Annotated in this window: 19 protein-coding genes; 6 read left to right on the top strand and 13 right to left on the bottom strand. The window is 47.0% G+C overall.

What is annotated here, in order from left to right; translation table 11 throughout:
* Window positions 1–59 precede the first annotated feature (59 nt).
* From H615_RS22825 to H615_RS0114270, 3 genes are all read right to left on the bottom strand, one after another.
* A complete protein-coding gene (locus H615_RS22825; protein WP_277988105.1) occupies window positions 60–182 on the bottom strand; it encodes a hypothetical protein in 123 nt (40 codons plus the stop codon).
* A gap of 30 nt (window positions 183–212) precedes the next feature.
* Window positions 213–677 carry a divergent PAP2 family protein gene (locus H615_RS0114275; RefSeq protein ID WP_027955785.1) on the bottom strand — a complete coding sequence of 155 codons (465 nt, stop codon included), beginning with the start codon at window positions 675–677 and terminating at the stop codon, window positions 213–215.
* 73 nt (window positions 678–750) lie between these two features.
* On the bottom strand, window positions 751–1,737 hold the full coding sequence (locus H615_RS0114270; protein ID WP_027955784.1) for a DUF3231 family protein: 987 nt from the start codon (window positions 1,735–1,737) through the stop codon (window positions 751–753).
* A 285-nt stretch (window positions 1,738–2,022) separates the two neighbouring features.
* On the opposite strand from H615_RS0114270, the gene H615_RS0114265 reads away from it, so the two are divergent.
* Both H615_RS0114265 and H615_RS21420 read left to right on the top strand, forming a co-directional pair.
* Entirely contained in the window at window positions 2,023–3,360 is a 1,338-nt protein-coding gene (locus tag H615_RS0114265; protein ID WP_027955783.1) for a sugar porter family MFS transporter, read from the top strand.
* Between the two features lie 175 nt (window positions 3,361–3,535).
* On the top strand, window positions 3,536–5,056 hold the full coding sequence (locus H615_RS21420; RefSeq protein ID WP_340689475.1) for a BCCT family transporter: 1,521 nt from the start codon (window positions 3,536–3,538) through the stop codon (window positions 5,054–5,056).
* Window positions 5,057–5,139: 83 nt separating this feature from the next.
* On the opposite strand, the gene H615_RS0114255 is transcribed toward H615_RS21420, so the two are convergent.
* The 9 genes from H615_RS0114255 to H615_RS0114215 form a co-directional block, all read right to left on the bottom strand.
* Window positions 5,140–6,552, bottom strand: coding sequence for an ABC transporter substrate-binding protein (locus H615_RS0114255; protein WP_027955782.1), 1,413 nt, complete (start codon window positions 6,550–6,552; stop codon window positions 5,140–5,142).
* Window positions 6,553–6,568: 16 nt separating this feature from the next.
* Window positions 6,569–7,381 (bottom strand): carbohydrate ABC transporter permease, encoded by an 813-nt coding sequence (locus H615_RS0114250; protein WP_027955781.1) that lies wholly within the window; start codon window positions 7,379–7,381, stop codon window positions 6,569–6,571.
* Window positions 7,378–8,325, bottom strand: coding sequence for a carbohydrate ABC transporter permease (locus tag H615_RS0114245; RefSeq protein WP_027955780.1), 948 nt, complete (start codon window positions 8,323–8,325; stop codon window positions 7,378–7,380). The genes H615_RS0114250 and H615_RS0114245 overlap by 4 nt, the downstream gene beginning before the upstream one ends.
* Window positions 8,322–9,449, bottom strand: a complete 1,128-nt coding sequence (locus tag H615_RS0114240; protein ID WP_027955779.1) for an ABC transporter ATP-binding protein — start codon at window positions 9,447–9,449, stop codon at window positions 8,322–8,324. Before H615_RS0114240 ends, H615_RS0114245 begins: the two co-directional genes overlap by 4 nt.
* On the bottom strand, window positions 9,446–10,048 hold the full coding sequence (locus H615_RS0114235) for a glycerol-3-phosphate responsive antiterminator (protein WP_051254718.1): 603 nt from the start codon (window positions 10,046–10,048) through the stop codon (window positions 9,446–9,448). The genes H615_RS0114240 and H615_RS0114235 overlap by 4 nt, the downstream gene beginning before the upstream one ends.
* A gap of 274 nt (window positions 10,049–10,322) precedes the next feature.
* Window positions 10,323–11,522: a DUF819 family protein gene (locus H615_RS0114230; protein WP_035532266.1), complete on the bottom strand. Its 1,200-nt coding sequence runs from the start codon at window positions 11,520–11,522 to the stop codon at window positions 10,323–10,325.
* 206 nt (window positions 11,523–11,728) lie between these two features.
* Window positions 11,729–12,190 (bottom strand): flavodoxin, encoded by a 462-nt coding sequence (locus H615_RS0114225; protein ID WP_027955776.1) that lies wholly within the window; start codon window positions 12,188–12,190, stop codon window positions 11,729–11,731.
* A gap of 3 nt (window positions 12,191–12,193) precedes the next feature.
* A complete protein-coding gene (locus tag H615_RS0114220; protein ID WP_027955775.1) occupies window positions 12,194–12,577 on the bottom strand; it encodes a hypothetical protein in 384 nt (127 codons plus the stop codon).
* Window positions 12,578–12,609: 32 nt separating this feature from the next.
* Window positions 12,610–12,813, bottom strand: a complete 204-nt coding sequence (locus H615_RS0114215; RefSeq protein WP_027955774.1) for a hypothetical protein — start codon at window positions 12,811–12,813, stop codon at window positions 12,610–12,612.
* 193 nt (window positions 12,814–13,006) lie between these two features.
* Here H615_RS0114215 and H615_RS0114210 point away from each other — a divergent pair, with 193 nt between their 5' ends.
* Window positions 13,007–13,321: a hypothetical protein gene (locus H615_RS0114210; RefSeq protein ID WP_051254717.1), complete on the top strand. Its 315-nt coding sequence runs from the start codon at window positions 13,007–13,009 to the stop codon at window positions 13,319–13,321.
* Between the two features lie 135 nt (window positions 13,322–13,456).
* On the opposite strand, the gene H615_RS0114205 is transcribed toward H615_RS0114210, so the two are convergent.
* Window positions 13,457–15,628 (bottom strand): ATP-dependent helicase, encoded by a 2,172-nt coding sequence (locus H615_RS0114205; protein WP_244877757.1) that lies wholly within the window; start codon window positions 15,626–15,628, stop codon window positions 13,457–13,459.
* Window positions 15,629–15,846: 218 nt separating this feature from the next.
* Between H615_RS0114205 and H615_RS22585 the strand changes: the two genes are divergently transcribed.
* From H615_RS22585 to H615_RS0114190, 3 genes are read left to right on the top strand one after another with little or no spacing between them, the layout of a single operon-like run.
* The gene (locus tag H615_RS22585) at window positions 15,847–16,020 is read left to right on the top strand and encodes a hypothetical protein (protein ID WP_169516211.1); all 174 of its coding nucleotides are present in this window, start codon (window positions 15,847–15,849) and stop codon (window positions 16,018–16,020) included.
* 59 nt (window positions 16,021–16,079) lie between these two features.
* Window positions 16,080–17,402 (top strand): glycosyl hydrolase family 18 protein, encoded by a 1,323-nt coding sequence (locus H615_RS0114195; protein ID WP_051254716.1) that lies wholly within the window; start codon window positions 16,080–16,082, stop codon window positions 17,400–17,402.
* Window positions 17,403–17,461: 59 nt separating this feature from the next.
* Window positions 17,462–18,637, top strand: coding sequence for a DUF4317 domain-containing protein (locus tag H615_RS0114190; RefSeq protein WP_027955770.1), 1,176 nt, complete (start codon window positions 17,462–17,464; stop codon window positions 18,635–18,637).
* The last annotated feature ends 15 nt before the right edge of the window (window positions 18,638–18,652 follow it).

Genomic DNA, 18,652 nt, shown 5'->3' with positions numbered 1-18,652 from the left:
CCATTTTCCGATGTCCCTAAACATGAAAAACCCGGCCATATGCCGGGTCTTTCCATAATTTATGACTTATGGCTCTTCGCCAGCCTTTCTTTGATCTGGTTGTACGAAAGGCCGGACAACGCATTCAATCGCTTCACTTCATCCACGTTCGTCCGTGAACGTGAACCCGTTGTTTTTCTCATAAGCTCCACCTCCTTACATGAGGGTGACGCTTATCCTTCCACGCGTGCAGAAGCATAACCGAGCGCAATACCTAAAAGGGCCCCTCCCAGGACTTCCACAGGCTGATGCCCAAGCAGTTCTTTCAATTCTTTTTCACGCTCTACAAATTCAAGGCTGGGAAAATCACCGGATATTTGAGCGACATTATCTTCAAGGTCGTTAACCAGCTGGGCGATTTCTCCCGTATGTCTGCGGATGCCCTGAGCATCATACATCACGATGACACCAAAAATAACGGCCAGGGCGGTTTCTGTATGACGAGACCCTTTATTCGCTGCAATATAAGAGGCAAGCGCGGCTACACCGGCAGAATGGGAGCTTGGCATCCCGCCGGTGGTCGCCACCTGTTTCACGTCCCACACGCCGTGCACTCGTTTATGTGTGACAATTTTCAATGCCTGCGCGATTCCGATCGCTGACAGTGCTGTAACAATTCCTCGGTTCATTTTGTTCATGGTTTACACCCTCCCATTCAGACTACCATGTACCTTCCCGTTAAAAAGCCTCTTTATTCAATCAGGAAGATGATTAATGTTTTTCTGTCTGGGGAGGCTCTTCCATCCATCCGTGTTTAATCATCAATTTTGCCCCTTTATGGGCATATTCAAAAATATCCTTCATAAATAAGGAAAGTTTCGCAGGCAGGTCATTCCGGAGACTGAAGGCTGTCCCCAGCGAGTTCCCTCCTAACGAGAAGCTGCAGAACAGACTGACACAATAAAGCATCATTTTATCTGAGAATGGGGAGAGATGAGACTGGGTGACATTGCCGCCCGGGGTCATCGGCGCAGGCGTATCATTTTCAAACATGATCGTCGTCAGCTGCTTCACAATCCCTTTAGCCAGCTCCCCACCTTCATGGAAGTACTTTCTCGCTTCAGGTTCTTTGGCCACCTGTGAAAAACCGTAAATCATCTGCATACCGATGATATTGGACTCAATCGCGTGATGGATATGGGTCATTTCCACTGTATTCAATGCGCGTCTCCCTTTGACCGGCTTGAACATTTTCAGGTAGTCCTTATCCTGTACATGCTCCACCGGCTTTTGGATGGAGACATAAGGAGCCTGTGGAAGAAGTCCTCTTTCAAGCAGATACTGGGTGCACTTTTCATAATATTTTTGTGTAAGGTAGGTTAGTTCACGGTACATTTCAATAATATTCTTCTGATAAGACATCGTCAGGTTCAGCGTATGCATCCCCATACTGATTTCTTTCACAAGCCGGACGAACATGATATCAAAACCATTATCGTAGAGTTTTGGAACCTCCTTTGTCACATCGTCCTTCGTAAATCCAACCGGCACTTCAAGGCCATGCTTTTCAAATATTTTTTCTATCTTCTCCACATAGGGTTCAATGTCCTTCTGCAGATGGACCATAATCTTTTCCGCTTCCCGGTCATCCGCTTTTTCTATAAAATAGTCCAGCATCCTGAGGATCATGGTCTTTTGCTGGTAGGTCATCCATAACGTCCCGATTTCGGCAGAAGAAAGTTGAGAATTGTCCGCCATACTGACTCCTCCAATTTGGATTGCACGAAAAACCTTCTGTATCAGCGTGCTTTTCTTTTAGTCTGAGCTAAATCCCGTTTTTCATCCTGTGACCTGCTAAAAAGACGAAACCCATCTCTATCCACTGATAACAGAAAGAAAGCATCAATATTTTTCACTGATCCAAAATCCCCATACCAGAGGTTAATGAAATCGCTATCATGAAAAACCAGGAAGACAGCATTGTTTTTAACAAAGGATTTCGTGGTAGAACCCATTTAGCAGATTAAAAAAGGTGGTCATGTTATGAATCGTTCAATAAGCAAAGGGTGGATTTTCTTTTTCGGTGCCCTTGGCGGATTATTATATGGATATGATACCGGTGTCATTTCCGGAGCCCTCTTATTCATCAGTGATGATATCCCACTGACAGACTTCCTGGAAGGGCTCGTCGTCAGTTCTCTCCTCGTCGGTGCTATTGTTGGTGCAGGTTTGAGCGGCTACGTTTCCGACCGGTTCGGACGAAGAAAAGTGGTGTTTACGATCGCTTTGATCTACATAGGCGGGTCTTTTGTCCTTGCGTTTGCACCGAACGTTCCCATGCTCGTCACAGGCCGGGTCATACTAGGACTGGCAGTCGGCGGGTCAACGGCCATTGTACCGGTCTATCTATCGGAAATGGCCCCGACGGATTCACGGGGTGCGCTGGGGTCGTTGAACCAGTTGATGATTACCATCGGGATCGTCCTTGCCTATCTCGTGAACTATGCCTTCTCACCTGTTGAAGGATGGCGCTGGATGCTCGGTCTAGCTGCGGTTCCTGCCGTCGTTCTTGCTGTAGGCGTCATGTTCATGCCGGAAAGCCCGAAATGGCTCCTTAAACAGAATCGGGAGAAAGAAGCGCGCAAAGTGATGGGATTGACAAGAGACGAGAAAGAAATCGAGAAAGAAATGGAACAAATGAAGAAAATCGAAGCGGAAAAAGAAGGCACATGGGATGTCCTGAAAGCTAAATGGGTCCGCCCCATGCTTCTTGTCGGAAGCGGAATCGCTATATTCCAGCAACTGATCGGGATAAATGCGGTCATCTATTATGCTCCTACCATTTTTACAGAAGCAGGACTGGCCGATTCCGCATCCATCCTTGGTACCGTTGGAATTGGAGTACTGAACGTATTGATGACGCTCGTGGCTATTGCAACGATTGATAAACTTGGAAGGAAGAAACTGCTGCTGATCGGGAACGCCGGCATGGTCACAAGTCTTGCTGTTCTGGCTGCCATCTTGTTCACAGCAGAGCTTACTACAGCCATCGCCTGGCTGACGGTCGTTTTTCTGGGCTTGTTCATCATTTTCTTCTCCGCTACATGGGGACCAGTCGTCTGGGTCATGCTGCCGGAGTTGTTTCCGACTAAGGCGAGAGGGGCTGCTACAGGCTTTACGACACTGCTGCTGTCCGCTGCCAACCTGGTCGTCTCTCTCTTCTTCCCGATTCTACTCGGTGCCATTGGAACCGCGTGGGTATTCGTTCTATTCGCAGTCATCGGTATACTCGCGTTCCTATTCGTTTACACATATGTACCGGAAACGAAAGGGCGAAGCCTGGAAGAAATCGAAAATGATCTACGGGGAAGCACCAGCTGAATCCCTTAAAACTCCCTGTCTTAGGACAGGGAGTTTTAATATTACGAATATTTCTTCTTTTTGTGAACTTCTGGATTTTATGTTTAGCGTCGTATATAATTCTGTTTATGCACTTTTTATAAAGTTTTTTCTGAACGAACTATACGAACGAGATAAACATTTCAGGAGGAATAACGTGAATAAACTTTCACCCATGTATTGGATTGCTTTAGCAATAGGAATTGTGTTTGTAAGCTGGGGAGCGATTTTCCCTGACCACCTTTTAAATACGATGATGACGATTCGGAATGGAATCCTTGACCGTTTTGGCTGGTTCTATCAATTCGCCGTCACCTTCATGCTCATTATTTCTTTCATCATTGCCTTCAGTAAATACGGGAGAATCAAACTTGGTAAAAAGGATGATAAACCCGAATATACTACTCCGACCTGGTTTGCGATGCTGTTCAGTGCCGGTATGGGGATTACCCTGCTGTTCTACGGATTGACAGAACCGGTCACCCACTATGCCAACCCACCCGTGGGAGATGCACAGACGATCGAATCAGCTAAACTCGGTCTTGAAATCAGCTATCTGCATTACGGGCTGCACGCCTGGGTCATTTACGCGATTGTATCCCTCGTGCTTGCCTACTTTAAATTTAAAAAAGATAAGCCGGGGCTTATGAGTGCTACCCTTACGCCACTTTTCGGTAACCGTATGAATGGTGTTGCCGGTTATATCGTCGATATCATCGCTGTTTTCGCTACCATCTTTGGTGTCGCCATCTCACTCGGTGTAGGTGCCCAGCAGATCAACAGCGGCCTTGAGTATCTATGGGGTGTGCCGAACAACTACGGCGTCCAGCTTATCATCATGGGAGTAACAGCCGTGCTGTTTATCTATTCAGCAGCTTCCGGCCTCTCTAAAGGTATCAAATACATCAGTAACATCAACTTGATTCTGACTGTCGTATTATTTGCAGCTTTCCTGCTGCTCGGACCTACAGGGTTTGTACTGGAAACGTATTCCACAACTCTTGGAAACTATATGCAGAACTTCGTTCAGATGGGGATGCGCTTCAGCCCGTTTGATGCAGAAAACAACCAGTGGGTAAAAGACTGGACGATTTTCTACTGGGCCTGGTGGATTTCCTGGACACCATTTGTGAGCTCCTTTATCGCCCGTGTATCCAAGGGACGTACCGTACGTGAATTTATTGTGGCGGTTGTTATTGCTCCTGCTCTTGTCTGTACCCTTTGGTTCGGCGTCTTCGGTGGAGCCGGCATCTACTTCGACTTTGTGGAAGGCGTCAACGTAGCCGGTCAGTCCATGGAATCTTCATTGTTCTATGTCTTTGACCAGCTTCCATTCAGCGGCCTGCTTTCCTTTGTAGCGGTGATCCTGATCATGACGTTTTTCATCACATCTGGAGACTCCGCCACATTCGTCCTTGCGATGCAGACATCCCGTGGAAGCTTGAACCCTCCATTCTTTATGAAATTGAGCTGGGGAATTATCCTGACAGCAATTGCCATGATCTTAATGGGAGCCGGGGGACTCGATGGTCTACAGGCCGCAGCGATCATCAGCGGGTTCCCGTTAACCATCATACTGCTGTTGATGATCGTCAGTCTGCTCAAGTCGTTTAGAGAAGAATTTAATGAAGCGGCTGAATCAGATTCTGAAGAAGAACAAGAAGAAAAATCTGCCTAAGTAAAAGAAGCTGCCGGTATGGCAGCTTCTCAGGCTGTCGAGAACTTTCTCGACAGTCTTTTTTTATGGTTTCGTCTGTTTTATTATTGATTGGAACGATTGGCAATTTCGATGGCGCGGTCCGTTTGTTCAGCTGCTTCATCAAGGGCGTCTTTTGGAGCTGTTCCCTGGTAGAGTTTTTCCAATGCTGTTACAACGTGCTGACGGGACTCCGGGAAAACTGAAATTAATGCTCCCTGTGTAGCTTTTGTTGATGTTGTATCTTCCAGCTGATTGACTGTAACCTGAAGCTGTGGATATATCTCGTACTCTTCCTGTACAAGAGCTTCTTCGTATGCATCCGGGTTTATCGCAAAATAACCTGTTTCTACATGCCATTCCGCCTGTACTTCCGGTGTCGTCAAATACTTCATAAACTCCCAGGCCGCCTGCTGTTGTTCTGTATCCATGCTGTTCGTCATCCAGATGGAAGCTCCACCGATCGCCACTCCTTCAGGCTCCACATCATCCGGGTGAGGGATGTAGGCGACGCCGACTTCAAAATCAGAGTTGTCAATAATATCACGGACACCCGCAGAGGAATCCATGTACATAGCTGTCTTCCCGGATTGGAATGCGGCACGGATATCATCCCAATTGGATCCGAAGTTCCCAAATGTACCAGCCTGGTTCATTTCATCAAGGAATGTAAAGACATTCTTCCCTGCTTCTTCATTGAAAACGGCTTCTGCAGGATCGCCGGAACGTCCATTTTCTTCATTAACGTAATAGGCCCCCTGCGTGTATACAAGCTGTTCAAAGAACCAGCCATTATTCAACATAGAAAATCCATACTGTTCTACATTTCCACCGTCTTTTTTCGTCAACTTTTCAGCGGCATTCTTAATCTCACTATAAGTGCGTGGAGCGCTTTCCGCATCCAGTCCTGCTTCTTCAAATGCATCTTTATTGTAAATCAGGACTGGTGTGGAGGAATTGAAAGGCATGGAATACATGTCTCCATCAACGGCATAATAATTTGTAATGTTTTCCTCAAGCTGAGAAGTATCATAGTCATCATTATCAATAAATGTCTGTACAGGTTCGATAAAGCCACTTTCAATCATGTAGCGGGTACCAATTTCATAGGTCTGTACAATTGCCGGCGCGTCCTTACTTCCGCCGACACTCCGGAACTTTGTCAAAGCTTCATCGTACGTACCTTGAAACTGAGGAACGACGTTGATTTCCGGGTTCTTCTCGTTAAAATCAGCGACAATCTCTTCCAATGCTTCTTGAGGACCTCCACCCATGGCATGCCAGAATGTAACCTCAGTGGCCTCATCATCTGCCGCTGCTTCCCCAGTTTCAGCATTTCCCGTATTGGACTGTTCCTCTGTAGAAGCTGTATCCTCTTCTTCGTTGTCTGCAGCCGCTCCTGTATCATTGTTACATGCAGCAAGTACCATAAGGAATAGTGCGAATACAAACAGACCCCAGCGTTTCGATTGTTTCATTATTGAAACCTCCCCATTATTTTAAAGCTCCCTGCGTTAAGCCTTTCTGAAGCTGCTTCTGCCCTCCGAATAATAACAGCAGCGTAGGAATCACTACGATGATAACCCCCGCCATGACCACCCCCCAATCTGTGGAGACTTCTTTCGTCTGCATCTGTTTCAAAGCGATTTGTACTGTCCGTACCGTTTCATCATTCGTAACAAGCAGCGGCCAGAGATACATATTCCAAGTCGTGAGAAAACCATAAATACCGAGCGTAACTAAACTGGTTTTTGACACAGGAAGGACCACTTTGTAGAAAAATTGAAACCGACTGAGCCCTGCCACCTGCGAAGCTTCTTCCAATTCTTTCGGAATCGTTTTGAAATGCTGCCGCAGCAGGAAAGTCCCGAATGCGAGCGCAAAAAATGGAACGGTCAAGCCAAAGTAGCTGTTGATCCAGCCAAGCTCCTGAATGGTGACGAAGTTCGGAATCATGGTCGCTTCCCATGGCACCATCATCGTTGAGATAAATAAAAAGAAGAGTGCATTCCTTCCTTTGAATTTTATAAAAACAAAAGCAAAGGCTGCGAGACTACTGACAATCAGCTGTCCTGCCATGACGGCTGCGGAAATGACAAGACTGTTCCATAAATAGCTGAGAAGCGGAAGACTTTCAAAGGCTTTTTTATAGTTGTCCAAAGAAAAGCTGCTGGGAAGAACAGCCCCGGAGAGCACTTCTCTTCCATTCATAAAGCTGACCATCAGTGCATAGACCGTCGGAAAGAACAGGATGATGGAGGACAAAATCAGCAGGATGTACAACGTAATCCGTTTCCTCATTCTCATTGATAATGCACCTTCTTTTCACCGAATTTGAACTGCAGGATAGTCACAATCAGAATACAGCCGAACAGGATAACCGCCTGGGCACTCGCTGTACCAAACTGATAATTGACGAAGGCTTCCCGGTAAATCGAATAGACAATCAAATTCGTTGATTCAGCAGGCCCTCCCTGTGTCAGAATATCCACCTGTCCAAATGTCTGGAAGGCATTGATCAGGGAAACCGTGACGATAAAGAACATCGTCGGTGACAGCATCGGCAGGGTGATCCTCCTAAGCTGGTACCAGTAGCCGGCTCCTTGAATGCCGGCATTTTCATACAAATGCTCATCAATGTTCTGGAGGCCTCCAAGGATTATGAGAAAAGCGAAACCCGTATTCATCCATATCGTCGTCACAGAAACGGAAATGATCGCCCAAGTCGGATCAAGCAGCCACTCCACCTGACTCAGCCCGAGCGTGCTCAGCATCTGGTTAAGAGCTCCAAGACTCGGGTGGAACAAAAACAGCCAGATGACGGAAGAGGCTGCCACCGACATTCCCATATTTGAGGAAAAGATCGTTCGAAAAAAGCCGATTCCCTTTAATTTTTCATTGGCAATCAAAGCTAGAAACAGTGCAAGGATTACACCCGCTGGAACTGTAATCAGGACAAATAGAATGGTAGCCCGCAGACTTTTCAAAAATTCGTCAGAGGTAAATATGTATGCATAGTTTTCCAGACCTACGAATACGGAAGGCATGCCATCATAATCGGTAAGAAAGAAGCTTAAGTAGATCGTCCGGAACATCGGGTAAAAGACGAATACAGAGAACAGAACAAAGGATGGCAGCAGATAAAGCATTGCCTGCCAGAAATCCTTACGCAGTGGGAACGCTTTTTCCGAGTGCTCTGGAAGATCACCGACTTCATATCCGCTCTCCTTTGTCAGAGGGGCGCTGTTCATAACAGGACCTCCTCTCTGCTTATTTCAGCTGCAACATCCGGACTCTGTCCATGCTTGATACTCTTTTCAGACGCTTTATCAAACAAAGCGACGTCCGCATAATCAATCATGACCGGAATCCGATCCCCGGGCTTCACCGGCCACTGCCCGCTCCATCGGGCGTACCAGTCCCGGCCGGCTGCGGTGAACATAAGAACGGTCTCATTCCCCAGCACTTCGACGTTTTTCACTTCGATCAGACCCGACCCCTTTTCCCTCACTGGATCATGGACGAAACGAACAGCCTCAGGACGGATTCCTGCATACACATGCGTCTGGTCAATGGCTCCTCCATTTGGAAGTGGTATGGGACCAAGTCCCTCAATGAACAGCTTGTGATCCTTGATTTCCCCTTCCGCTATGTTCATCGGAGGGGAACCAATAAACGTAGCTACGAAGGGATTGGCCGGCTGGTTATAAATTTCGAGGGGTGTTCCGATCTGCTGCGTAACCCCTTTGTTCAGAACCATGATCCTGTCTCCCATCGTCATGGCTTCCACTTGATCATGAGTCACATAAATAATTGTCAGTCCAAGCCTTCTTTGAATCTGTTTAATTTCGGCACGCATATGTGCTCTGAGCTTAGCATCCAGATTGGAGAGCGGTTCATCCATAAGACACACAGGAGATTCGTCCACAATGGCCCGGGCAAGGGCGACACGCTGACGCTGCCCCCCCGAGAGCTGTCGGGGTTTACGCTTCAAGTAGTCGGTCAAACCGAGCATTTCCGCTGTTTCCCTGCCCCGTCTTTTTCTCTCTTCCTTCGGTACTTTTTTTACGTGCAGCCCGAAGACGATGTTATCGAAAACAGTCAGGTGCGGGTAGAGAGCATAATTTTGAAATACCATGGAAAGATCCCGCTCACTCGGCATAAGCTGATCCGCCCGCTTGTTTCCAATTGTAATCGCGCCCCCATTCGTTTCCTCCAGACCGGCAATCATCCGAAGCAGTGTACTTTTTCCGCAGCCGGAGGGACCGACAAGTACAAAAAATTCCCCTGCTTCAATGGTGGCATTCACATTCGATAAAACCGGCGTTGTGCCGTCATACGTTTTATAAAGACCATCCAGCTTTACCTGTTTCATTGAGTTCCACTTCCTTCCATTTGCAATTGGGAGGTATTCCATAAATCAGGGTTTCCTGTAGAAACCGCTGATGCGCCATGATCAAGCGCCATTCTCATCTGCTCATACTCCGCAAAGAGCCCACCCGTAACAATAGGGACATCAACATGGGTTTTCGCCTTTTCAATCATGGATGGAATCAATCCGGGCATCATTTCAACGGCATCAGGGCGTCCTTTGTTAATGGAATCCAATCCATGCTGGAATGCATCCGAATCCACCATGAAAAGACGCTGGATCGTAGATAGATTCAACTTCTTAGCTTTTTGAATCAGCTGACTCTTTGTCGTTATGATTCCATCCGGGTCTGCAAACCTGTGCAGAAACTTCAGTCCTTCCGTATCCGGGCTGATCCCCTGGATTTTATCAAGATGAATATACACTCTTCGGTCATGGTTCTTTAAGTGCCGGACATATTTGCCGATCATCGACAAATCTCCAAATAATAAAAAGGCTGTACGGAGATCCGTTTTCAGGAAAGCGTCCAGCGCTTTCGGACTTTTAATTGATGCAATGAGACGATCATTCTGCAGTGCTTCTATAAGTGCTCGATCCGCCATGGCAGTATCCCCCTTTAGTCCAAATAAAAAAGACCATGAACAAACTCAGCCCCTCCCATTCCACTCCCGGAAAGAAACTGTTCTTGTTGATGGTCTCTCTGGTCTCATCATAAAAAGCTATCCACTTGTCAATTGCTATAGTAAACAGAGAATGTTAATTCAGTATTATAGTAAGGTAGCTGTCTTGTAAATTCACACGACTCATTTTTCTTCAGCGCATGGACAGTATAAAAAAAGCCTGGCTCCTTACAATTGTAAGGAGCCAGGCTTTTGATCAACCCCCGGCAATCATCCGGGCGAGCTGGCCGCATAGGAGGGCGGCGTACATGCCGACGACATTTCCGAGAATTCCCATGAGAAGACCGACAGGCGCAAGAGCCGGCTGGAATACAGACGCTACAATCGGCGCAGAACTTGTCCCACCAATATTCCCCTGTGAACCGACAGCGACGAAGAACAATGGAGCACGAAGCAGACGGGCAGCAGTGAAAATAAAGAGTATGTGAATAGAAAGCCATACCACTCCCATTAAGAGAAATTCAGGAGCTTGAACAATATCTGCAAGATTCGCTTGAGCCCCTATTCCGGTAAGGAACAGATAAATTCCCATATACCCAATTTTGCTGGCACCGTAGTATTCAAGCTTCCGCACCTTCGTAAAGGAAAGCAGAATACCAACAGCAGTAACAAGCAGGAATGTCCAAGTAGATGTGCTCATCACATCAGATTTCGGGATGAATGACAAATCAGCAAACAAACGGATCAAGTATGAACCGGCAAAACCGACCGCCAGAATCGCGAACAACTGTGGCAGCTCCAGCGGTTTAGCGTTGCGTGCCACGTCGGTAGCAATATCTTCGTTGATTTTTTTAATTGTAGAGTTATCTGCCTTGTTCCACTTATTGAACCGATCCTGGAAGTTGGCCAGGGAAATCATGACACCCATCCAGCCGATTCCGACGAGTGTATCGGTCAGAATAATCGGACTTAAAATATCATCCGGGGTCTTGAAGGCTTCCATCATGGCACCCATGTTGCCGGTACCACCAATCCAGCTTCCGGCAAGCGCTCCGACTCCGCGCCAGGCTTCATCAGGAAGCACACCTTGGAACAGGGCGAAAGCAACCGGGCCGCCGACGACGACTCCGAGAGTTCCTGCCAGGAAAACGAGGACCGCTTTTCCGCCGAGTTTCAAAGTGGCCGGAACGTTCGTACTGATCATAAGAAGCAGCAGACCTGCTGGAAGCATATAAGTACTTAAGAAGCTGTAAAGGTCAGAACTCTGCGGGATAATGCCGAATGTCGTCGACAGCATCGGAAGAAAATACATCCAGATCAACGGCGGCAGATAGCCGAAGAACTTTTTCAGTGGTGCATAATCAACCGTCGCTAACATGAAAACAATGCCGACGATGGCTATTAAATAGGCGAAGACCGCCATAGGCTCTTGGATAAGGGCTTGTGTGAAAATCATGATGATACTCCTTTTCTACGTAATCCTTTGAATTATCAAACAATTTATGGTCTATAAAAGCCACATTGAGGGAGTATAGCACAGGAAAACCCCGTGAGAAATAAAAAAGTTCTGCCATTAATTTTCCAATCCATCCTATAAAAAAGAAGCTTCCTACAGGGGCGCGCATGTAAACGCTCCCCTGTAAAAAGCCACTTTTGAAAAATTTATTTCAATTGTATCAATCGTCCAAGGTGTTCGATGATTTCGTCTGTAAAAACCTGCAGACGTGTCAAGTCTTCTTCCTTATCGGGATGCATATCCACTTTCCATCCCTTCGTCATCCGCTCACCACCGACAGCTGTTAACCTGTCTTCAAAAAGGGACACAGCTTCACAGAACTGCGGGTAGGAGGTATCCCCTGATCCAAAGGCAGCAATACACTTACCTGTCAGATCGATGTCTTCCAGATCTTCATAGAAATCTTCCACTTCATAAGGTAGATCCCCATCATTCCATGTATAGGATCCTAAAAGGACCGCATCGAAACCGACGAGAAAATCGGGCTCGATTTCTTCTATTTCATCCAAGTGGATGTCGTGATCTCCCTCAAGACGCCCCTTGATCAAGTCCGCCATTTCCTCCGTATTCCCGGACATGCTGGCAAAGCCAATAAAAATTCGTGCCATGGGTTACACACCCTTTACGAGGCTGTCTTCAAGGTAACCGGAAAGCCGGGCGTGGAGACGTGCATGTGTCCGGAAACTCACCTCATCTTTACATTCCAAAGCCTGATTGATTTTATACGTGTGATAGTTGAGAGCAAGCTGGATATCCATCTTCGTAGAGACTGCACGGCGGTCGTAAAGGTCCTGGACAAACTGGGCGGACATTGGAAAAGCGCCCCCCTCATTTTTTCGCACGAGCACGTACCAGCCACGGTTGGCAACTGCGTATGGATTTTGAACAATATGTAAACGATCTCCCTTTTCAAACCGGATCGTTTGATGACACGAGCATTGACGACTTCCTTTTTCATACGTAAAGGATTTGACAACAAACAAACATTCCTGCATTGTCTTCTCTCCCTTCCTGATTCACACTTACATCATAATTGATAACGATTATCATTGTCAATAAAAATAAAACGCACAGTCCTCCTGTACGTTTGTTCCATATGAAAGCGTCCGTCCTGGAGCTGTTTTTTCAAGAATGACGCTTTCTTCCTGAGCGCCTGCTTTTTCTCTTCCCTCTGCTTATGATACGTCTCCAACGCCGCCCGCAGATGAGGTTCTGCTATTTTAAATATCATTCTCCTTGTCTACATCCGCAACGATCGGCCGCTTATGACACAGCTGATTGCCGAGAATCCACCTTGTTTTCATCCCTTCACCTCTGTCATTCAGCTTTCCGCAACGCGATCCCCCATTAACCCGGACGGGCCGCTTGACTCTTTCCAACATCTTCAAAATAGACTACACTGTCATAAAAAAGGAGGGATCTCTGTGAAAACAACAGCATGGATGCTCCTTGAACTTCTCCGTATTCTCCTGCTGCTTCCACTAATTGGAGCACTACTCTGGTCTACCGTGCTTGGACCGCTTTACGAAGCTGTCGATGTTTCGGATCCATACAGAGTGGTTGGAGCAGCCGGCGTATGGGTCTTTTTATTTATTATATATAGGAATTACCTTCAATTTAGTGGATGGTACAAAGAAAAAGAAAGACGGAAGCTTCCACGCGGTGCCTTGATCACCCTTACGGTTGTATCCCTGCTCATGACTATCGGTCCACTCTTCTTAGGATTGAATGGATTGTGAAGAAATTTCAAAAAAGAGGATACCCTTTGACGGGTACCCTCTTCAGACCGCTGGGATCATCCCCGGCAGTTTTTTGAATAATTATTATGCAGGCAAGAGGAGATCGGCCTTCTGAACCTCCAGAACCGCCGGTATCTACTCTTTTTTCAACAAGCCATTCTCAAGACAGAACGTCAGCAGCAGCTCCTTATATCCGTGCTCCTCAAACTGAATCCCAATTTGATCCCCGCCAAATTCGGAAATGACGCCTGTTCCGAATTTCCGGTGGGACACCTTCAACCCAAGCTCCATCTCGCCTTCTTTTAGTAACGATTCATCCGATAAGTCGACAGCCGGACGGACCGGCGCCTTTTTCTTCTTCTCCCCTTCCGGCTGGATAATGCGGCGGACATTCATAAGAAAAATGGACTCTGTAACCCTCTCACTGCCTTTATAGTTGTAGGAAAGGAGTTCAAGATGCGAGCGTGCCCGCGTCATGCCGACGTAAAACAACCGGACAGCTTCCTCCATAGGCGCGCGGTCTTCACTTCGATACCGTTCCATGTCATCCTTGGACGGCACTACCCCGTTAATGAGGTCGATCATATAGACATTGTCGTATTCCAGCCCCTTAGCGCTGTGGAAGGTCGTCAGAGTCAGGGGGGCTTTATTTTTGTTGTACTTCGACGTCTGAATCAGTTGTTCAAGATGCTTCAACCTGTCTGCAAAGCCCTTCAATGAACCGAGACCGTGGGCAATTTCCTCAAGGGTGTCCAGAATGCCGAATAGATGCTCCGCATTGAAGCCGAAGTTCTCACACATTTTCGTGACCGCCTTGTCATAACCGAGCTTACCTCGGATCATACGAATGGCCTTGCCGGGCTCCATGGTGTTCATTTCATGAAACATCTTTTTTGCCTGAGCGAGATTTTTGTCTTGATACGAAGGAATATCCTCTTCTCTCAACACATCAAAAATGGAGGTTGAGATATGTGTTCTTTTCAAAAAAGCGATCTGCTTTTTCGTGATATAGCCGTTGAATTTCGTATGAATCCGCTCCAGGATATCCACCCGCTGATCGTTATAGCTGAAGCGCATGAAGTTCAATATATCCTCAACGATCCAGTGCTTGAAAAACTTGGCGTCAATATCCTTCATATAAAAATCGATGCCTGCCTTATCAAGCTTATCTGCCAGTGGAACCGCTGATGAATTGTTCCGGTATAAAACAGCCGTTTCCTCCCCCGGAGAGGCCGCTTTCACAGCTTCCGCGACATAGGTCAGCTGCTGGTCATAATTACTGAACGTCTGCATCTGGATGGGCGCATTGGACGGATTTTCCGTAAACATCTGCTTCGGATAGCGGTTTTTGTTCCGTTTAATAAACTGATTGGACGCCTCCACGATTTCCTTGGACGACCGGTAGTTCTGTGACATCGTCATTACGGTGGCATCCGGATAAACCTTCTCGAATTGCAGCAGCTTCGTTACGTCGGATCCCCGCCACATGAAAATCGACTGATCATCATCCGCAACGACGCACAAATTGTTGTGCGGACGTGCCAGAAGCTCCACGATTTCATGCTGGACCACACTGTTATCCTGACTTTCATCGGTGAGCACATATTCAAAGCGGCGCTGATAACGGCTCAGTAGCTCTGTGTCTTCCAAAAGGAACTGATGAGCATACGTAAGCATATCGTCAAAATCGAGCAGAAGCCGATCAGGAACATGCTGTTTTTTAAACCGCTCGTACTCTTTATACATATCAGCAGCCTGTTTCACCTGACACGAAACTTTCTCCAGCTCCTTCCCTGACAGCATCCGGTTTTTCACAAAGCTGATGTAAGTCATCAGCTCATCCATCTCATCCTCGGACATCTGTTTCTGATGGATATCCTCATAGATCCTTTTCAAAATAAACTTTTTGTGAAGCGGGACATCCGGTCCATGGAAACCCTTCTTCAGTTCTTCATCACTGACATTACCCTCTATCAGCTGGAAGGGTTCTCCTCTTTTCTGCAGCGTCTCCCGGACGACTTGAAAGGCGAAGCTGTGAATCGTTGAGAAGTGGACCTTTTCATTCGTGAGGGAAGAAAAAAACCGGTCAAAACGCTCAGACATATCCCGGGCTGATGCTTTACTGAAGGTAATCGCCATGATCCGCTCCGGCTTCACCTTTTTTTCAAGAAGCAGGTAGCCGATTTTCATATTCAGTGTCGTCGTCTTCCCGGATCCCGGCGAGGCCAGCAGGAGCAGCGGGCCCTCCGTGTGAAGAACCGCCTGCTTCTGGACATCGTTCAGTTTTACTCCCGTGTGTTGTTCCATGTTTGTGAAGAAATCCATATGTTCGTCCCTTTCTGTTCAAGAAAGAAAAAATAGATGGAAAAAGGCCCGTCCGTCCCTTTTCCATCTACATTTTCCATCATCATTGTTGTTCCATTATACCTGCTTCATCCAATCGATTCCAGATGATTTTCTTCCCTCTTTTTACATGAGATCACACCAAAAGATTCATACTAACGATGACAAGGAGGTGGAGAACGATGGCGAAGAAAACAAAGAAAAACCAGGCTGAACAGAAGAATAAAAAAGGCTTTGAGCCAAAACAGGCCGATGTAGAGTTTTCTGAGGAGTTCGGCAGCGCTGCTGCGAATGAAGCTCATCAGAAAGAAGCGAAAAAAGCCCGCAAATCCAAAAAAGCAAAACAAGATAACTAAATGAATGTAGAGGATTTCCCTTTTTCAGGGAAGTCCTCTTTCTATAGCTGGAGGTTATGATGAAACGTACAGGTCTACTTACCATCATTATTTTTTTCTCCCTTTCCACATCAACTGTCTCTGCAAGCGTCCTCTATACCGTGAAGTCCGGGGACAGCTTATGGGAAATCGCTGCACAATATGAAACAACGACAGACCTTTTGAAAACCATAAACGGCATGACGGACGGTTCGCAAATCATGCCGGGGCAGTCGGTGATCATCCCCGGGAGTGCGTACCACGTAACGACAGGGGATTCGCTTTGGAAAATTGCCCGGATTCATCAGACGTCCATCCATGCTTTAAAAAAACAAAACAGCATCAGCGGAAACGTCATCACGCCCGGGCAGATGCTCCTTATCCCGCAAAGCCGGAAACAACCAATTACAACTGGAGCATTTTTCATTCCGGGCAGCCCTGTAAAAAACCAACAGTCCATCGACTATTATGGGGAGTATTTATCTGCCCTCGGCCTGTTCGAATACCGGCCGGATGAGAGTGGAAAACTCAGCCGACTGAACGGTGAAGACTCCATCTCCCGCACATGGAAAGAAGGCTTGATCCCCCATGCCACCCTCACCAATTTAACAAAAGAGGGCTTCGATCCAGACTTAGCCCATCGTCTGCTGTCTAATGAGAAGAAACGAAAAGCGTTGATTGAAAATATCGCCGGCCTCGTGGACGAAAAGCAGTACAAAGGGGTCATTATCGACTTTGAAAGTCTGCACGAAAAGGACAGGGCTTCTTTTAATACATTTGTTCAGCAGCTTTCCACCCGGCTCCATAAAATAGGAGGAGAAGTCGGAGCCGCCCTGCCTCCGATGACCGGTGCCTACACCCCTGCCCACCACAAAGCCTATGACTACAAAACCATCGGCGAGGCCGTCGACTTCGTTTTTCTCATGACGTACAACTGGCACTGGATGGGGGGAGCTCCAGGAGCTATTGCTCCAATCAAGAAAGTTGATGCTGTTATGAATTATGCAGTAACAGCCATACCGAAAGAGAAAATTTTTTTAGGAATCGCCATGTACGCCTATGACTGGAATACAGAAGATCCTGAAGATGTCCAAGCCTATTCCCAGCAGCGGGCCGTCGATACAGCGATGGAGCACCAACGTCCAATCTATTATGATTTTGAAAAAGGAAGTCCGTGGTTTTCCTACACCGACCCTCAAGGCGACATTCATGAAGTGTGGTTCGAAGATGCCCGGTCCATACTGGCCAAATACAGACTCGTAAAAAAATATGATATCCAGGGTGTCGGCGGCTGGAAAACCGGTCTTGATTTCCCTCAAGCCGGCTTCCTGCTTAAAGAAGAGTTCACCATAAAAAAACGGTGAACCGCCGCCCTTCCAAGCTATGATAAAATGAAAGAATCATAGAGGTAGGAGTGGGATCGATGGATAAAAAAGACATAGCCGGGATCCGGAAACAATTGAAGGTCGACAATGATCTTATGAAGATATCGAATATTTTCAACGTCTATATTATGAAAGAATCAACGGATATCTATCACCATCAGAGCCAGCCGTTCGAGATGCTGGACCGGGATCAGCAGGAGCTCTTTATGACCAACTTCAAAAAAGTGCTCACAGGACAACTCGATGAAAAGCTGTTCGAACTGAAATTCAAACAAGAAGCAGAGGATTCCAGCCAATTCATTCTGCACCGCGGGCTCTTGAGCCGTAACGTAGAAGACTGGAAACAGGAAATGCTCGCCATGACGGAAAAAATGATCAAGGACCACCCGTACGAAAAAGATGTTGTCATCACTTTCATCCGGGCCGAATACTTAAAACCGACAAGACGACGCAGTGAAGAATCAGAGGAAAGTGACCGGGATGCCGTGTACTCCAACCCGTTTATTCTCTGCAGCGTCAATCAGACAGAAGAGCCGAAAAAAGAAATCCAGTTCGACTATGTAGAAAAGGAATTCAAATACAACATCCAGGTCGACCCGGTCATAGACTTGAAGCACCCGCTCACAGGATTCATGTTCCCGAGCATTACGGAAGGAACCTCCGACGTCAACCATGTGCTTTACGCCGCGGGCAAAGCCAACGAACCGGACTACTGGTTTATCGAAGATGTTTTGAATGGTGAAGAGATCATGACCGCGAAGGAAGACAAAGCCGTATTTGAGGAAGTCATCCGCGGTGTCGTCGGGGATCAACTGAGTCCATCCACCCTCGCCAATGTGTATGGGGAAATCAACAAAGTGGTCGAGGAAAATGAGGATGATACCTCGCCAAAGCTTGATTACCGTGACGTGGAACGGGTATTGAACCAGAGCGGCGAGCAGGTCGAAGGCGAAAAAGTCAAACATGCCTTCCAAATGATTACCGACAATGAAGGATACGAGCTGAAAGCGAGCAGTATCGTCCCCAAATATAAAACGAAATCCATCAAGATCAACACGAAAGTGGCCAACATCTCCATCAGTCCCCAGGACCTGGAGTTCGTCAGACAGGTCAACTACAAAGGGAAACGGTGCATCATGATTGAAATTGAAGAAGATGCAGAAATTGACGGATTTAAAATGCTGCCGGAGGCCTTCGGAAACGAACCTTCCTAAAAAAAAGGGAGTGGA

It is taken from the genome of Halobacillus kuroshimensis DSM 18393 (assembly GCF_000425705.1).
GTDB lineage: Bacteria > Bacillota > Bacilli > Bacillales > Halobacillaceae > Halobacillus > Halobacillus kuroshimensis.
This window is presented reverse-complemented; position numbering and strand designations above follow the sequence as displayed.

What these genes read in the sequence shown, in the direction of transcription:
- H615_RS22825 (WP_277988105.1), bottom strand. Translation starts at nt 182, where the DNA reads ATGAGAAAAACAACGGGTTCACGTTCACGGACGAACGTGGATGAAGTG.
- H615_RS0114275 (WP_027955785.1), bottom strand. Translation starts at nt 677, where the DNA reads ATGAACAAAATGAACCGAGGAATTGTTACAGCACTGTCAGCGATCGGA.
- H615_RS0114270 (WP_027955784.1), bottom strand. Translation starts at nt 1,737, where the DNA reads ATGGCGGACAATTCTCAACTTTCTTCTGCCGAAATCGGGACGTTATGG.
- H615_RS0114265 (WP_027955783.1), top strand. Translation starts at nt 2,023, where the DNA reads ATGAATCGTTCAATAAGCAAAGGGTGGATTTTCTTTTTCGGTGCCCTT.
- H615_RS0114255 (WP_027955782.1), bottom strand. Translation starts at nt 6,552, where the DNA reads ATGAAACAATCGAAACGCTGGGGTCTGTTTGTATTCGCACTATTCCTT.
- H615_RS0114250 (WP_027955781.1), bottom strand. Translation starts at nt 7,381, where the DNA reads ATGAGAATGAGGAAACGGATTACGTTGTACATCCTGCTGATTTTGTCC.
- H615_RS0114245 (WP_027955780.1), bottom strand. Translation starts at nt 8,325, where the DNA reads ATGAACAGCGCCCCTCTGACAAAGGAGAGCGGATATGAAGTCGGTGAT.
- H615_RS0114240 (WP_027955779.1), bottom strand. Translation starts at nt 9,449, where the DNA reads ATGAAACAGGTAAAGCTGGATGGTCTTTATAAAACGTATGACGGCACA.
- H615_RS0114235 (WP_051254718.1), bottom strand. Translation starts at nt 10,048, where the DNA reads ATGGCGGATCGAGCACTTATAGAAGCACTGCAGAATGATCGTCTCATT.
- H615_RS0114230 (WP_035532266.1), bottom strand. Translation starts at nt 11,522, where the DNA reads ATGATTTTCACACAAGCCCTTATCCAAGAGCCTATGGCGGTCTTCGCC.
- H615_RS0114225 (WP_027955776.1), bottom strand. Translation starts at nt 12,190, where the DNA reads ATGGCACGAATTTTTATTGGCTTTGCCAGCATGTCCGGGAATACGGAG.
- H615_RS0114220 (WP_027955775.1), bottom strand. Translation starts at nt 12,577, where the DNA reads ATGCAGGAATGTTTGTTTGTTGTCAAATCCTTTACGTATGAAAAAGGA.
- H615_RS0114215 (WP_027955774.1), bottom strand. Translation starts at nt 12,813, where the DNA reads ATGATATTTAAAATAGCAGAACCTCATCTGCGGGCGGCGTTGGAGACG.
- H615_RS0114205 (WP_244877757.1), bottom strand. Translation starts at nt 15,628, where the DNA reads ATGGAACAACACACGGGAGTAAAACTGAACGATGTCCAGAAGCAGGCG.
- H615_RS22585 (WP_169516211.1), top strand. Translation starts at nt 15,847, where the DNA reads ATGGCGAAGAAAACAAAGAAAAACCAGGCTGAACAGAAGAATAAAAAA.
- H615_RS0114195 (WP_051254716.1), top strand. Translation starts at nt 16,080, where the DNA reads ATGAAACGTACAGGTCTACTTACCATCATTATTTTTTTCTCCCTTTCC.
- H615_RS0114190 (WP_027955770.1), top strand. Translation starts at nt 17,462, where the DNA reads ATGGATAAAAAAGACATAGCCGGGATCCGGAAACAATTGAAGGTCGAC.